Source organism: Pseudoalteromonas lipolytica (assembly GCF_900116435.1).
Lineage (GTDB): Bacteria > Pseudomonadota > Gammaproteobacteria > Enterobacterales > Alteromonadaceae > Pseudoalteromonas > Pseudoalteromonas lipolytica.
This window is the reverse complement of the sequence record NZ_FPAZ01000001.1, coordinates 225,781-240,639: the sequence shown is the minus strand read 5'-3', so window position 1 is coordinate 240,639 and position 14,859 is coordinate 225,781. Positions and strand designations below refer to the sequence as shown.

12 protein-coding genes are annotated in these 14,859 nt (G+C 41.5%); 10 read left to right on the top strand and 2 right to left on the bottom strand.

What is annotated here, in order from left to right; translation table 11 throughout:
• The first annotated feature begins 3 nt into the window (after positions 1–3).
• Complete coding sequence (locus tag BM378_RS01055) at positions 4–2,406, top strand: glucan 1,4-alpha-glucosidase (protein WP_074988284.1); 2,403 nt, start codon at positions 4–6, stop codon at positions 2,404–2,406.
• 87 nt (positions 2,407–2,493) lie between these two features.
• On the opposite strand, the gene BM378_RS01050 is transcribed toward BM378_RS01055, so the two are convergent.
• Together BM378_RS01050 and BM378_RS01045 are read right to left on the bottom strand one after the other, a co-directional pair.
• Positions 2,494–4,680 (bottom strand): OsmC domain/YcaO domain-containing protein, encoded by a 2,187-nt coding sequence (locus BM378_RS01050; RefSeq protein ID WP_065979839.1) that lies wholly within the window; start codon positions 4,678–4,680, stop codon positions 2,494–2,496.
• A gap of 205 nt (positions 4,681–4,885) precedes the next feature.
• Positions 4,886–5,905 carry a LacI family DNA-binding transcriptional regulator gene (locus BM378_RS01045; protein ID WP_036968830.1) on the bottom strand — a complete coding sequence of 340 codons (1,020 nt, stop codon included), beginning with the start codon at positions 5,903–5,905 and terminating at the stop codon, positions 4,886–4,888.
• Positions 5,906–6,311: 406 nt separating this feature from the next.
• Between BM378_RS01045 and glk the strand changes: the two genes are divergently transcribed.
• The 9 genes from glk to BM378_RS01000 all read left to right on the top strand — a co-directional run bounded on the left by glk (position 6,312) and on the right by BM378_RS01000 (position 14,857).
• Complete coding sequence (glk, locus tag BM378_RS01040; RefSeq protein ID WP_065979840.1) at positions 6,312–7,310, top strand: glucokinase; 999 nt, start codon at positions 6,312–6,314, stop codon at positions 7,308–7,310.
• Between the two features lie 28 nt (positions 7,311–7,338).
• The gene (locus BM378_RS01035) at positions 7,339–8,352 is read left to right on the top strand and encodes a LacI family DNA-binding transcriptional regulator (RefSeq protein ID WP_036968823.1); all 1,014 of its coding nucleotides are present in this window, start codon (positions 7,339–7,341) and stop codon (positions 8,350–8,352) included.
• Positions 8,353–8,782: 430 nt separating this feature from the next.
• The gene (gene edd, locus BM378_RS01030) at positions 8,783–10,633 is read left to right on the top strand and encodes a phosphogluconate dehydratase (protein WP_065979841.1); all 1,851 of its coding nucleotides are present in this window, start codon (positions 8,783–8,785) and stop codon (positions 10,631–10,633) included.
• Positions 10,634–10,667: 34 nt separating this feature from the next.
• On the top strand, positions 10,668–11,288 hold the full coding sequence (locus BM378_RS01025; protein ID WP_036968816.1) for a bifunctional 4-hydroxy-2-oxoglutarate aldolase/2-dehydro-3-deoxy-phosphogluconate aldolase: 621 nt from the start codon (positions 10,668–10,670) through the stop codon (positions 11,286–11,288).
• A gap of 18 nt (positions 11,289–11,306) precedes the next feature.
• Positions 11,307–12,311 carry a type I glyceraldehyde-3-phosphate dehydrogenase gene (gene gap / locus BM378_RS01020; RefSeq protein ID WP_036968813.1) on the top strand — a complete coding sequence of 335 codons (1,005 nt, stop codon included), beginning with the start codon at positions 11,307–11,309 and terminating at the stop codon, positions 12,309–12,311.
• Between the two features lie 124 nt (positions 12,312–12,435).
• Positions 12,436–12,780: a hypothetical protein gene (locus tag BM378_RS01015; RefSeq protein ID WP_036968811.1), complete on the top strand. Its 345-nt coding sequence runs from the start codon at positions 12,436–12,438 to the stop codon at positions 12,778–12,780.
• A 19-nt stretch (positions 12,781–12,799) separates the two neighbouring features.
• Positions 12,800–13,243: a hypothetical protein gene (locus BM378_RS01010; protein WP_118844217.1), complete on the top strand. Its 444-nt coding sequence runs from the start codon at positions 12,800–12,802 to the stop codon at positions 13,241–13,243.
• A 38-nt stretch (positions 13,244–13,281) separates the two neighbouring features.
• Positions 13,282–13,650, top strand: coding sequence for a hypothetical protein (locus BM378_RS01005; protein ID WP_074988281.1), 369 nt, complete (start codon positions 13,282–13,284; stop codon positions 13,648–13,650).
• Between the two features lie 82 nt (positions 13,651–13,732).
• Complete coding sequence (locus BM378_RS01000; protein WP_074988280.1) at positions 13,733–14,857, top strand: sterol desaturase family protein; 1,125 nt, start codon at positions 13,733–13,735, stop codon at positions 14,855–14,857.
• Positions 14,858–14,859 lie beyond the last annotated feature (2 nt).

Here is a 14,859-nt window from a genome sequence, read left to right as displayed (position 1 = left end):
ACAATGAAAAAAATTAATCTTATTACGGCAAGTTTTATTGCTTTAGGTTTAACGGCTTGTAGCTCTGAGCAATCTGTATCAACAACAGCGTTAACGCAGATTTCAGCCCCGGGCGCGCCCGGTGTTGAGCCATTTTGGGCTTATTCAGGTAAAACAGGTATTGGCACATCCTATGAGCAATATAAAGCGGATCATTATGATGATTCAGCTGCGACTGGTAAAGTGTCAAAAGTGTGGTTTTCAATTGCCAAAGGCATGATCACTGAAACCATGTTTGGTCTTATTCACCAAGCACAAATTAAAGATATGCAATTTGTTGTGGTAGGCAAAGATTTTACTGTGACAGAAAATGATGATCTTGATGTCAGCATTGATTATCTATACAAAGATGAAGCAGGTCGGCCACTTTCACTTGCCTATAAAGTGGTAAGCAAAGATAAGCAAGGTCGTTTCTCTTTAGAAAAGCATATTTTCACTGATCCAAACGGTCAAACTCTGTTTGTACGCAGCGTATTTAATACCGATTTAGAAGGCGTTAAAGCCTATGTGAATGTGAACCCTTATATTGATAATAACGGCCTAGACGATTTTGCTAAAGTAACTGATAAAGGCTTAGTTGCATGGCAAGACGATAATTTCTTATCACTGCAAGCTAGTCAGCCATTCAAGCAGGCAACGGTTGGTTTTACGGGGATAAGCGATGGTTTAAAAGAACTTAAAAAGTCGCAATCACTTGGCACAACGTACCAAAATACCGGTGAGCAATCGGGTAACGTTAGTTTACTTGCTGAACTGGGTGATATTTCAACTAATACAACATTCGATTTAGCACTAAGTTTTGGTCAATCAGAAGCTGCGAGCCTAAAAGAAGGTCAAGCAAGCTTAAGTCAAGGTTACCAAAAGTTACTAGATGCCTATAACGGTAAAGGTGATGCGATTGGTTGGCAAGACTACTTAGCAAGCCTTGAGCCCCTTAGCACATTAACTAGCAGTACCGCTGATAATGGCAAACTACTTTATACCAGTGCCATGGTATTAAAGGCGCAAGAAGATAAAACACATGCGGGGGCACTAATTGCGTCGTTATCAAACCCATGGGGTGAAACGGTCTCAGCTAAAACAGGTTCTACAGGCTATAAAGCAGTCTGGGTACGTGACTTTTATCAGGTGGCTATGGCATTTATGGCCATGGGCGATACTAAAACAGCTAAGACAGCCTTTGAATATTTAGAAAAAGTACAAGTTACCGCTCGTACTCCTGGTAACGGGGGAGACACTGGTTGGTTTTTACAAAAAACACACGTTGATGGTGAACTTGAATGGGTTGGTGTGCAACTTGACCAAACGGCTATGCCAATTATGCTTGCATGGAAACTTCATCAAGCCGACGTACTTAGCGACCAAGAGTTAACACAGTGGTATGGCAAAATGCTCAAACCAGCGGCTGACTTTTTGGTAGACGGTGGCCTTGCAAAGATTCTGTGGAATGATACACAAATCACCCCACCCGCAACGCAGCAAGAGCGCTGGGAAGAACAAAACGGTTACTCTCCTTCTACGACTGCTGCTGTTGTAGCGGGCCTAGTTACTGCTGCTGATATTGCCAGAAAAGCAGGTGATACTAAAAACGCAGTGCGTTACTTAGAAACCGCTAAGCAATACAATAGTGAAATCGAAAGCACCATGTTTACCACGCAAGGTAACCTAAAATCAGACAATGCCGATGGAGAATATTTCATTCGCATTGGCCAAGATAAAGATCCAAACTCATCGACCACGCTTAATGCGAATAATGGTCGTGATGGCTTCGACAAAAAGCAAATTCTGGACGGAGGGTTTTTAGAGCTGGTTCGCTACGGTGTTCGTGATGCGCTTGCACCAAGCATTGTAAAAACGCTTCCAGAATATGATGACGAAAGCTTAATTGATAACCTACAAGTGCGCTATACCTTTAACTTTGCTGATGGCTCTGGGTCATTCCCAGGCTACCGCCGTTATGGTAATGATGGTTACGGCGAAGACGAAGTAACGGGCAATAACTACGCAGAAGGGGGGAATAATACCCCAGGTCAGCGTGGGCGAGTATGGCCGTTTTTCACGGGTGAACGCGGTCACTATGAAATTGCCGCAGCAAATGCCAGCAATAGCTTAAATGCGATGAAACAAAACACGATCAAAAACACGTATGTAAAAGGCATGGAAGCATTTGCTAATGAAGGCATGATGTTACCTGAGCAAGTGTGGGATGGTGTTGGTAACAATAAAGCTGGCTATGTGTTAGGCGAGGGGACGAACTCAGCGACACCACTTGCGTGGACGCATGCAGAGTACATTAAATTACTTCGCTCTTTAAGCGATAAGCATGTGTGGGATCATTACCCTGTTGTCGAAGATGCTTTGAAGTAAATTGAGCATTTAAATATTAAAATTAAACCGCTGAGCTTTAACCCTCAGCGGTTTTTTTATTTATCAGTTCAGCAAAATGATTGTGCCTTATAAACCTGCTTTTTTTGCTCGCGCTGCGTGCAACTTTTTGTAGCTGTCGATTAAACGCTGATGTCTGTCTAAGCCTTCAAGTTTCATACTTGTTTCGGTTAAACCATAAAACATAACATCCCCATTAATCGAGCCAACCACGGCGTCCATGGTTTCTTGACCAAACATACGCGTAAAGTTGTGAATGTAATCTTCAATTTCTAGGTCATCGCTAAGCGCAACTTCCAGTGTTGCATGCATCGCTTGATAAAATAGACCTCGTTCAACAAGGGTATTGTCGTTGTATTGTAAAAAGGCTTCAACTAGCTCCATAGCGGCTTCTAAATCACCCAATGCTAGGTAAATTAATAACTTAAGCTCAAGAATTGTTAATTGACCCCATACCGTGTTTTCGTCAAATTCGATACCGATTAGCGTAATGATATCGATATAGTTATCTAACTCACTTTCTTCTAATCGCTCAACTAAATCAGCCAGTTGATCTTCAGTTAGACGGTGCAGATTTAAAATATCTTCACGGAAATTTAGGGCTTTATTAGTGTTATCCCAAATCAAATCTTCGACTGGGTAAACTTCAGAATAATCAGGGACTAATATACGACACGCAGTACCAAGATCTGAGAACTCTGCAATGTAGGCTTCTTTACCTAAGCGTTCTAAAATACCGAATAAGCTCGCGGTTTCTTCTTCGTTTGTGCCTGAGAAATCCCACTCCACAAACTCAAAATCATGCTTCGCACTAAAGAAGCGCCATGAAATAACCCCTGTTGAGTCAATAAAGTGCTCAACAAAATTTTCTGGCTCCGACACGGCCATGCTATTAAAGGTCGGTTTAGGAACATCGTTTAAGCCCTCAAAGCTTCTACCTTGTAAAAGTTCTGTAAGGCTGCGCTCTAATGCGACTTCAAAACTTGGGTGCGCGCCAAACGAGGCAAATACACCGCCTGTTTTTGGGTTCATTAGCGTGACACACATAACCGGAAATTGACCACCCAGTGATGCGTCTTTAACAACAACAGGAAAGCCTTGTTCTTCAAGGCCTTTAATGCCAGCAACAATGCTTGGGTATTTATTTAAGACTGCGTCAGGTACATCTGGAAGAGCAATTTCTTGCTCAATTATTTGGCGTTTAACGGCCCGTTCAAAAATCTCTGACAAACACTGTACTTTTGCTTCTGCAAAGTTATTACCCGCGCTCATACCATTGCTTAAGAATAAATTTTCAATCAAGTTTGATGGAAAATAAACGGTTTCACCATCTGAATGGCGCACATAAGGAATAGAGCAAATTCCGCGCGCTGTGTTACCTGAATTAGTATCAATTAGGTGAGAGCCACATAATTCGCCATCGGGGTTATAAATGTCGCGTGTGTAGTCGTCTAATATACCTTCAGGCAGGGAGTCATCGTCGGTTAGGCTGAACCATTTTTCATTTGGGTAATGAACAAATGCACTGTTTGCTATTTCTTCACCTAAAAATTGATCATTATAGAAGAAGTTACAATTTAAACGTTCTATAAACTCACCAAGCGCAGAGCACAGTGCGCTTTCTTTGGTTGCGCCTTTACCATTGGTAAAACACATAGGCGATGCGGCGTCACGAATATGCAACGACCATACATTTGGCACAATATTGCGCCAAGATGAAATTTCTATTTTCATCCCTAAGTCTTCGAGTATCGCGGTCATATTCGCGATGGTTTCTTCAAGCGGTAAGTCTTTGCCTAAAATAAAGGTGTTATGATCTTCATCAGGTTTTGCCATTAACATTGCTTGCGCATCGGCTTCAATGTTTTCTACGGTATCAATTTTAAATTCAGGGCCTGTCTGAATAACACGTTTTACTGTACAACGCTCTACTGAGCGCAAAATACCCGTGCGATCTTTTTCGGATAGGTGCTCTGGTAATTCGACTTGAATTTGAAATATTTGATTGTAACGATCCTCAGGATCAACAATATTATTTTGTGCAACACGAATACCATCCGTCGAGATATCACGAGAGTTACAATACACTTTAATAAAATAAGCGGCGCACAGTGCAGAAGACGCTAAGAAATAGTCAAAAGGACTTGGTGCTGAACCATCGCCTTTATAGCGTATAGGTTGATCTGCGATGACAGAGAAGTCATCAAACTTGGCTTCAAGTCTGAGGTTGTCGAGAAAATTAACTTTAATTTCCATTAAAAAATTCCACCTTAGTGCGCTTAGCTACTACAAACTTTAAAAGCTTGCTAATAGCGTTTTCATCATAATAGGTGTAATTATCTGCTTTTTCGCGGTAATAGTCTTGGGTAAATCGAAAAAAAAGCCATTTTAATGGTAGTTGAATTGTCAGTGAATGAAAATGGCTAGAGATTGACTCGCTTAAGAGCCCTTATCTAGCGATTTAAATACTTGAACCTCGAATGATTAAACGCGGCGGGAGTAGGGTGTTCTCAACCGGTTCACCTCGAATTAGTTTTAAAAGGTTATCAACTAACATTTGCCCTGCGAGTGTGGTGTCTTGCTGTACTGTTGTTAGCGGTGGATTAACAAAACTCGCAACAGCAATATTATCAAACCCTACAACATGAACATCGTCGGGCACGTTGATTTTTGCTTCTTTTAAAGCCCGAATAGCACCAATAGCAATTAAGTCACTCGCAGCAAACAGCGAGTTAAAGCGAATATTATTAGCAATCAGTGAACGAGTGGCATGGTAACCTGACTCTTCTGTAGAAATTGCATTGGCCATTTTTCGTTCGCTAAGAGTAATCCCTTTTGCCAAAAAGGCATCTTTAAAGCCGTGGTAGCGAGCAAAAAATTCAGGGCTATGGTCTGATGCATCACCTATAAAAGCACAATCGGTGCGACCGGTTGCCAGTAAATGCTGCGCCGCCATTTTTCCGCCACCATAATTATCACAGCTAACCGTTAAGTCAGGGCGGTTATCTACACTGGCTCCCCAACAAACAAACTTGGTGTTTTGCTCAATTAAGGTTCTAAACTTGGGTTGATAGTCTAAGTAGTCGCCATAGCCAAGTAATATAAGGCCATCAGCGCGGTGACTATCTTCATAGTCGGCTTGCCAATCAGAGCTACTTGACTGAAAGGAAACCAATAAATCGTAGCCTTCTTTTGCGCAAGCACGCGTAATACTGCCAAGCATGGCCAAAAAGAAAGGATTTATTTGTGACTCATCCGATGTAGGATCTTCAAAGAGTAACAGCGCGAGGGTGCTGCTTTGTTGCGTGCGCAAGTTACTGGCATTTTTATCTACTTTATAATTAAGCTGTTTTGCGACCTCGTGAACTCGTCGACGTGTTTCTTCGTTGACCAGCGGACTATTTCTGAGTGCGCGAGACACGGTTGACTGAGACACACCTGCATAGTGTGCAATGTCAAATGATGTAGCCTTACCTTTCATATGGTTACCAAGTTACAGTGTCAGTGAGTGCCATTTTCGGCTATTTATTATTTTTTTCAAGCAATTTGTGATGAGTCACACAGCAAAGCGAAATACGTTAATAAGCAAGCATTTATTTTACTTTTTATCCATACCTACACTGTCATTTTAGTGAATAAATACGTATGCATGGGTAAATAATGAAAATTTTTATTGATTCAAAGCTGACACCGGTGTCATAATGTCGCTGTTTTATCATTTTGTTGTCAAAACGTATTTGGCTGCCCATTTATTTGGGCAGCATTTTTTTAATACTAAAGATAGCTGCTTTGAGAGGATAGCTCAAAGTATTATCAAATACAGTGGCTAGGCCATTGAAAAATATAAGAATAAGCGGCAAAAAGCTTAGACAAATAGAGAAAACAACATGAACACACAGCCTAACACAGAATTTGATCCCATTCTCGTTGCCGATATTGGTGGCACTAATGCGCGTTTTGCCTTAATCACAGACTTTAACGAACAAACAAATCAATTCGTTATCGAGCAAAATCTTAAATTTCCAAGCGCAGATTTTGGTTCACTTGAAAGCGCCATATCACATTATTTTAATCATATTTCGTATGCAAAACCGTCGCGAGCATGTTTAGCCGTTGCGGGTCCAATTAAAGCTGGACAAGTACACCTTACTAACTTAGGTTGGCACTTTAGTGTTGCCGACCTTAAAAATGAATTTGCTTTTACGCAATTAGAAGTCATTAATGACTTTGCTGCTTTTGCGTATGCTGCACCTTATTTAGATGATTCAAAAAATGTTGCAGTGAAAGCTGGACAAGCTGATGACAATGCAAATATTGCTGTCATGGGACCCGGTACGGGTTTTGGTGCTGCTTGTTTAGTGAGAACGTCGCAGGGCAGTGCTGTATTAAGCTGTGAAGCAGGGCACATTACGCTTGCGGCAGTGACCGAACTTGACCGTGAGTTAATTAAAGAGCTTAAAAAGCAATTAAACCATGTATCTGTAGAAACTGTTTTCTCAGGTCCAGGCATTGCCCATTTATATCGCGCAATGGCCGCTGTTAAAGGTGTTGAAGCTAAAAACCTTGATGCGGCGCAAATAAGCGAGCTGGCAAGCACAGGCCAGTGCGAAGTATGCGAAGCCACACTTAACCAGTTCTGTGATTGGATTGGCAGTGTTGCGGGTGATCTTTCACTTACATTTGGCGCCTTAGGGGGTGTATTTATTGGTGGTGGGATTTTACCTCGTATGCAACAACGGTTATTATCTAGTCGATTTGTTGAGCGTTTTGCTGATAAAGGTATTATGTCGCAATATACGTCGCAAATCCCTGTTACGCTTGTAACACAAGACAACATTCCACTGGTTGGTGCTGCTGCGTGTTTACATGTAAATAGTAACGCGTAACCAAGGAGTGTCGTTGGATGAGTATCGGATGAAAAAAGTAACCATTAATAGTGTCGCCAGCTACGCCGGTGTTTCTAAAAAAACAGTGTCTCGTGTGCTCAATAATGAGCCAAACGTGAGTGATGCTACACGCGAAAAAGTACTAAAAGTATTTAAAGAGCTTGATTACACACCAAACCCTATCGCACGAGGGTTAGCGCAGAACCGTAGTTTTATTATTGGTTGCTTATACGATAATCCAAGTAAGAGTTATATCACGCGGGTACAAACAGGTGCGTTAGCTGCGTGTCATGAACACAATTATAATTTGTTGATTCACCCGTGTGAATTACGTGGTGAAGAGCTGATCAGTAATATAGAACAGTTACTTCAAACATCACGACTTGACGGGATTGTTCTAACGCCTCCATTTTCAGATTTTGCTGAACTTGTTACATTTTTAAAATCGAAAAAAATTCCGTATGCCCGTGTTGCATCAGCCGTGCTAGAGGATGATTCTATTTCTGTACGCAGTAATGATGAGCAAGGCGCTTTTGAAATAACAGAACATTTAATTAAGCTCGGCCACAAAGAAATTGCGTTTATTAAAGGTCACCCGGATCACAGTGCGACAGAGCAGCGCTTTAAAGGTTATCGTCGCGCACTTGCTACTAATGGCATTGAGTTTAACGAGCGTTTAGTCGAAGAGGGTAACTTTAGTTACCATTCAGGTGTTGATAGTGCGCGCACTATTTTAGATTTAAGCCCACGCCCGACAGCTGTTTTTGCATCAAATGATTACATGGCTGCTGCGGTCCTTAAATTAGCAACACAAATGCAGCTAAAAGTACCCGATGATATCTCGATAGCAGGGTTTGATAATGCCCCCATTGCTCGTCATATTTGGCCTGGTTTAACCACCATTGCTCAACCAGTCGAAGAAATGACACACCAAGCAGTAACACAATTAATTAGCCATATTAGTGAGCCACAGGAGTCACCATATCAAGTGACTTTGGAAGCAAAATTGATTACTCGTGAGTCAACGGCAGCAATTAAATAAATTTCATCTTGTTTTTCACAGTAGCCCGAAATTGAGTGACGCTTTTTCGGGCTTTTTTATTTGATCTATAAACCGTTCATATAAAACATCTAATATATTGTTTATTAATAAGTTAACTCTTATTAGTGTCATCATTCAACAAATCGCTTTCTCATGATTTTGCATGAATTCTATTCATACTAAGCTAAAATAGTACTGTTCATTATTTGGTCATTTTAAAAAATTAAACTAAATTTAACAGATAGGGTTGACACCGGTGTCACAGTCATGAGTTAATACAGTGACACCGGTGTCAGGTTGGTTGTGAGAGACAGCCTGTCAGCGTACCTTTGAACGGGTAAATCAAAGATGCTCAGTGCAATTATTTTCGTGGAGTCTTTAATTGTCACTGAGCCTTTATCCTCTAACTATAGAGATGAGTCGAATTTATATGTTGCATCCTCGTATTCAAGAAGTCACCGAACGCGTTATAGAACGCAGTAAAGAGACCCGCCAAGCTTATTTAGAGCGAATCGCGCACGCAAAAAAACAAACAAGAGTCCGTGCCGGTTTAGGTTGTGGTAATATCGCCCATGTTATGGCTGCCTGTAGCAGTGATGACAAAGCTCGTTTAAAAGCAGATGAGCAACCTAATTTAGCGATTATCAATTCTTATAACGACATGCTTTCAGCGCATGTGCCTTACAAAGATTATCCTGAAATCATCAAGAACCTTGCTACCAAGTATGATGCAACCGCTCAAGTTGCTGGTGGCGTACCAGCCATGTGTGACGGTGTTACGCAAGGTCGTGATGGTATGGAATTGTCATTGTTTTCACGCGATGTGATTGCAATGTCTACTGCGGTTTCTTTATCACATGATGTGTTCGACGGTGTTTTCTGTTTAGGTGTGTGTGACAAGATTGTCCCAGGGCTATTAATTGGTGCGTTATCTTTTGGTCACTTACCTACGTATTTCTTGCCAGCAGGGCCAATGCAGTCTGGCATCCCTAACAAAGAAAAAGCCCGTGTTCGTCAAAAGTTTGCTCAAGGTTTGGTTAGTCGTGAAGAGCTTTTAGAAGCTGAAAGCGCGTCATACCATAGTGCAGGTACTTGCACATTCTACGGCACGGCAAACTCTAACCAAATGTTAATGGAAATTATGGGTCTTCACCTTCCAGGTAGCTCATTCATTAACCCTTACACAGAGCTTCGTGATGGTTTAACAGGCCATGCTGTTGAAACAATGTTGAAACAGTTAATTGAAACGAAAGATGCAAACTGTCTAGCCGACGTCGTCAGTGAAAAAACGATCATTAATGGTCTTGTAGGCTTGCTTTCTACAGGTGGCTCTACAAACCACGCGATTCACTTAGTGGCTATTGCTAAAGCGGCAGGTGTGATCCTGACGTGGAAAGACATGTCTGACTTGTCAGAGGTTGTGCCTCTGCTTACACGTATCTACCCGAACGGTTCAGCCGATGTGAACCATTTCCAAGCCGCTGGCGGCATGGGCTTCTTAATGAAGCAGCTATTAAGCAAAGGCTACTTACATAACGATGTAAAAACCATAGTAGGTGATGGCTTAGAGGCCTATACAACTGAGCCAATGCTAGATAAAGATACTTCAGTGATCATGACGGATAGCTCAGGGCCAAGCAAAGTGAAATGGGTTGCATGTCCAGAAAAATCACACGACGAAGAAGTATTACGCCCAATTGATAATCCATTTAGCAAACAAGGTGGCTTACAACTATTAACGGGTAATCTGGGTAAAGCGGTTATTAAAGTATCAGCGGTTGCAGAGTCGCACCAAGTTGTATCTGCACCAGCTAAAGTATTCAGCTCGCAAGGTGAGCTACAAGAAGCGTACAGCCGTGGTGAACTTAACACCGACTTTATTGCTGTTTTAAAAGAGCAAGGGCCAAAAGCAAAAGGGATGCCTGAGCTTCATAAGCTCACACCTGTGATGGCAACGCTACAAGACCAAGGTTACAAAGTGGCTATCGTAACAGACGGCCGTATGTCGGGTGCGTCAGGTAAAGTGCCTGCAGCCATTCACTTAGCACCAGAAGCGGTTGAAGGTGGTGTGATTGCTAAAATTCACGAAGGTGATTTGATAACGCTTGATGCACCAGCGGGTGTATTAAAGGTGCATGTAAGTGATGAAGAATTAGCAAAACGTGAATTACAACTTAGCCAACCGAGCCAAACATACGGTACAGGCCGAGAGTTATTCGCAGGTTTCAGAAATATAGTAAGTAGTGCAGACCTTGGCGCAAGCGCCTTCGGTTTAGAATAATAATACGCCGTTACTGGGCTATGAGGAACATACAATGAGCATTGAGAAAATTTTATCATCGGCACCTGTGGTACCGGTTGTTGTAATCGAAAAACTTGAAGATGCAGCACCGCTAGCACGCGCGCTTTATAACGGCGGCTTAAAAGCATTAGAAATCACCTTGCGCACACCGATTGCGGCAGAGGCAGTAAAGCTAATGAAAGAAGCCGTACCAGAAGCATACGTAGGCACAGGTACTGTGGTTGATAAAGCGACATTTAATGCATCTGTTGAAGCCGGTGCTGACTTTATGGTGAGCCCAGGTGTAAACGACGAATTATTAGCACTGGCTAAAGAGTCTGACATTCCATTTTTACCCGGTGCCGCAACCCCCAGTGAAGTAATGAAGTTAGTAAGCCATGGCTTTAAGTTCTTAAAGTTTTTCCCTGCAGAAGCAGCGGGCGGCACCGCGATGCTCAAATCAATTGGCGGTCCTTTACCGCAAGTGACTTTTTGCCCTACAGGTGGCATTAGCCTTGAAACCGCACCTAACTACCTTGCATTAAGCAATGTTATTTGTGTGGGTGGTACGTGGATGTTAGATAAACAACTTATTGAAAACAAAGACTGGCAAGCCATTGAAGCGCTTGCTCGCCAAGCAAGTGAAGTAAAATAATTAACGGGAGATATTAGAATGATTAATGTTGCAATTAATGGCTATGGACGTATCGGTCGTAACGTATTACGTGCCCTTTATGAGTCAGCTCAAAACAACGAAATCAAAATCGTTGCCATCAACGATTTAGCACCAGCAAATGTTAACGCGCATTTAACGCAATTTGACTCAGTACACGGTCAATTTTCTCAAAAAGTAACACTTGCTGAAAACACCATGTTAATTGGTAACGACGAAATTACCCTAACACAAGAGCGTGATCCTGCCAACTTACCGTGGAAAGCACTAAACGTAGATATCGTTTTAGAATGTACTGGCTTATTCACATCGCGCGAAGCTGCTGCAAAGCACATTGAAGCGGGCGCTAAAAAAGTGATCGTATCTGCACCCGGTACTGATATGGATGCGACGGTTGTTCATGGTGTGAACAGCGACGTATTAAACGCTGACAGCAACATCATCTCAAACGCATCGTGTACAACAAACTGTCTAGCGCCAATTGCAAAAGCAATCAACGACACAGTGGGTATTGAGCAAGGTAGCATGACAACCATTCATGCTTATACAAATGATCAAAATCTATCTGACGTTTATCACCCAGACTTATACCGTGCGCGCAGTGCGACACAGTCAATGATCCCAACGAAAACAGGGGCTGCTAAAGCCGTTGGTTTAGTACTTCCTGAACTTGCGGGTAAACTTGACGGTATGGCAGTGCGTGTACCGACAATTAACGTGTCTTTAGTGGACTTAACATTTGTTGCTAAGCGTGAAACAACAGCCGCTGAAATCAACGAAGTAGTTAAAGCCGCATCAGAAGGTGCAATGCAAGGTATTCTTGAGTACAACGAATTACCGCTTGTTTCTATCGACTTTAACCACAATCCAGCGTCTTCAATATTCGATTCTACGCAAACTAAAGTAGATGGTAAGCTTGTTAAAGTGATGGCTTGGTACGACAATGAGTGGGGTTTCTCAAACCGCATGCTAGACCAAGTTAAAGCGCTAGGTAAGTTCTTATAAAAGAACCGTAAAAGTTTAAGCTTTATCCAACAAAGCCACGTTTATCGTGGCTTTTTTGATTTTTGCTAGAAAAAACATTTTATTCGCAGTATCGTGTTGTTTACCGATATTTCAGGGAAAAATAATGAATAAAGTATTGCCAATACTATGTTTACTCATAGCATCCTGTGGCTCAACCACAACTAATAACTATCCTGACTTTACTCTCCCCAAAGACGTTTTGTTACAAGCAAAAGACGACTTTAGACGTTCTGATGATAAAATTTTATTCTTGTTGATGGTCAATCAAACGGGTGATGTAGTTAAGGTAAGGGTATTGGATAATAAATTACAAAATAAGCAATTTTTGAATATGTTCAAGAAGAATATGTACAACCTTAAATACCCAAAAGCAGATAAAAGTGATCCTGAATTCAGGGAGTTTGTTTTACCATTCGGTGTAAAAACTGAAGTCGAATTCTATGGTTAAATACATCGAGGGACGAACAATGAAAAATATCCTGCTACCGCTTCTACTTAGTGCACTTGCAATGCTTCCTAGTTATACATTCGCTTCTCAAGAGGCGCAGCAACTCGCTGTTTGCCTAACTGATTCACTCAACGGTAAGGAACGTAAGAACCTTGCCAAGTGGATTTATCTGGGTATGTCGACTCACAGTATTATCAAACCTTTCTCAAACGTGACAGAACAAGATATCGATGATACCAATCGCTATGTTGGCGCATTAGTTACGCGCTTATTAACCGAAGACTGCCCAAAGCAAGCAAAAGCCGCTATTGATGTCGGTGGGCAAGGGGCAATGGAAAATGCATTTCGTCTTGTTGGTGAAGTTGCAATGCAAGAATTAATGACAGAGCCCAGTGTTGGCAATGCTTTGGGCGCATTTGATAAATACCTTGATCAAGAAAAGTTTGATAAAGCATTTCAATAGACTTCTATTGGGAAGTCGATACCTAAATAGGGAAGTTCATGTATCAAAAATTTAAATCGTTATTAGGCAACAGTGTTTATAAATCAATCGCGCTTGTTCTCGTTATACTTCTGGCTGGCCCAGAGTTAATGATAGGTTACGAGTTAATGGCAATCGTTGAGATTTTAGGCCCAACCACATTTGTGCTTATACATTTAGTTGGTATTAAGCTTTATTTTTATAAATTTAAACAGCTTTTTTTACGCTTTGAGTCGCATAGTGCCTTGTTTTTGCCAACATTTAAGCAGCTTAAAACAATGCCAACGTTGCTGTATCACATACTACCAGAGCGCACTTTCGTCGCGAGTTTTTTACTTAGTGTTGCAGTGGGCTGCGCTCAAATAACATATTCCGCTTTCGTGTTTTAATGTCGCGTTGGCTAATTCAATTACCCATTTTTACGCATAATTGTCTATGTTATGCTGCGACAAATTATTAAATGGATTTTAGATGATGTCTCGTATTTGTAAGCGACTCTTCCGTGCTGAGCAGTTTCACATCGGCGAGGGTAATATTAGTGGCTATATTGCCTGTTTTTTAGCGATGTTATCGTGTTTAGGTGTATTGGCTTTTCACTTCCCTGAATACCTTACCACCCCAGAATTACGACAAAGTTACAGTGTCGAATTTTTACGTCAGTTAATGTTTGTGGCACTGATTATTTCAGGCAGTTTAGGACTGTTGAACTTTGTCCGTAATACCAATAAACGACTGGGGGCAACTGCTTGGGTATTAATAACGGTGGCGATTGCGTTTGGTGGTCCTAACGTTGAAGTGGGCGACTTTAGGGATAACACGCCGTATTTAGGGCTTGATTGGTTTATTCTTGATTTACTTGGCTCTACGCTTATTTTTATCCTTATTGAAAAATTATTACCGCATCGCAAAGAGCAAAAGATTTTACGTTCTGAGTGGCAAGGGGATTTAAATCATTTCTTTATTAATCATTTAATTATTGGCTTTGTACTGCTTGCAACGAACCAGTTTGTTCACCATGCATTTGGGTGGGCAGTGTCTGAGACTGTACAAGGCTTTATTGTGCAAATGCCGTTTGTTCTACAACTGTTTTTGATTATTTTAGTGGCTGATTTAATGCAGTATTTTGTTCATAAAGCTTATCATGAAGTGCCATTGCTTTGGCGTTTTCATGCTGTGCATCACAGTGCAAAAGAAATGGATTGGTTAGCGGGATCTCGTCAGCATATTTTAGAAATTTTAGTGACTCGCAGCTTAGTGCTTACGCCTATTTTCGTGCTTGGTTTTCCTTCTGATGTCATTAGTCTTTACGTGATCATTGTTGGTTTTCAGGCGGTATTTAATCACGCCAATGTGAGGGTTAAATTTGGGTGGTTGAGATATATCATTGTGACACCACAATTTCACCATTGGCATCATTCATCAGATAAAGCCGCTATTGATAGAAATTATGCCGCGCACTTCTCGTTTTTAGATTACGTACTTGGCACGGCGGTAAAAGGCCAAGCCGAGTGGCCTGATAAATACGGTGTGGTGGGTGATTACATGCCAGAAGGTATGCTCAAACAGCAGTTGTTTCCGTTTAAAAAGCAAAAATAAAG

What these genes read in the sequence shown, in the direction of transcription:
- BM378_RS01055 (WP_074988284.1), top strand. Translation starts at nt 4, where the DNA reads ATGAAAAAAATTAATCTTATTACGGCAAGTTTTATTGCTTTAGGTTTA.
- BM378_RS01050 (WP_065979839.1), bottom strand. Translation starts at nt 4,680, where the DNA reads ATGGAAATTAAAGTTAATTTTCTCGACAACCTCAGACTTGAAGCCAAG.
- BM378_RS01045 (WP_036968830.1), bottom strand. Translation starts at nt 5,905, where the DNA reads ATGAAAGGTAAGGCTACATCATTTGACATTGCACACTATGCAGGTGTG.
- glk (WP_065979840.1), top strand. Translation starts at nt 6,312, where the DNA reads ATGAACACACAGCCTAACACAGAATTTGATCCCATTCTCGTTGCCGAT.
- BM378_RS01035 (WP_036968823.1), top strand. Translation starts at nt 7,339, where the DNA reads ATGAAAAAAGTAACCATTAATAGTGTCGCCAGCTACGCCGGTGTTTCT.
- edd (WP_065979841.1), top strand. Translation starts at nt 8,783, where the DNA reads ATGTTGCATCCTCGTATTCAAGAAGTCACCGAACGCGTTATAGAACGC.
- BM378_RS01025 (WP_036968816.1), top strand. Translation starts at nt 10,668, where the DNA reads ATGAGCATTGAGAAAATTTTATCATCGGCACCTGTGGTACCGGTTGTT.
- gap (WP_036968813.1), top strand. Translation starts at nt 11,307, where the DNA reads ATGATTAATGTTGCAATTAATGGCTATGGACGTATCGGTCGTAACGTA.
- BM378_RS01015 (WP_036968811.1), top strand. Translation starts at nt 12,436, where the DNA reads ATGAATAAAGTATTGCCAATACTATGTTTACTCATAGCATCCTGTGGC.
- BM378_RS01010 (WP_118844217.1), top strand. Translation starts at nt 12,800, where the DNA reads ATGAAAAATATCCTGCTACCGCTTCTACTTAGTGCACTTGCAATGCTT.
- BM378_RS01005 (WP_074988281.1), top strand. Translation starts at nt 13,282, where the DNA reads ATGTATCAAAAATTTAAATCGTTATTAGGCAACAGTGTTTATAAATCA.
- BM378_RS01000 (WP_074988280.1), top strand. Translation starts at nt 13,733, where the DNA reads ATGATGTCTCGTATTTGTAAGCGACTCTTCCGTGCTGAGCAGTTTCAC.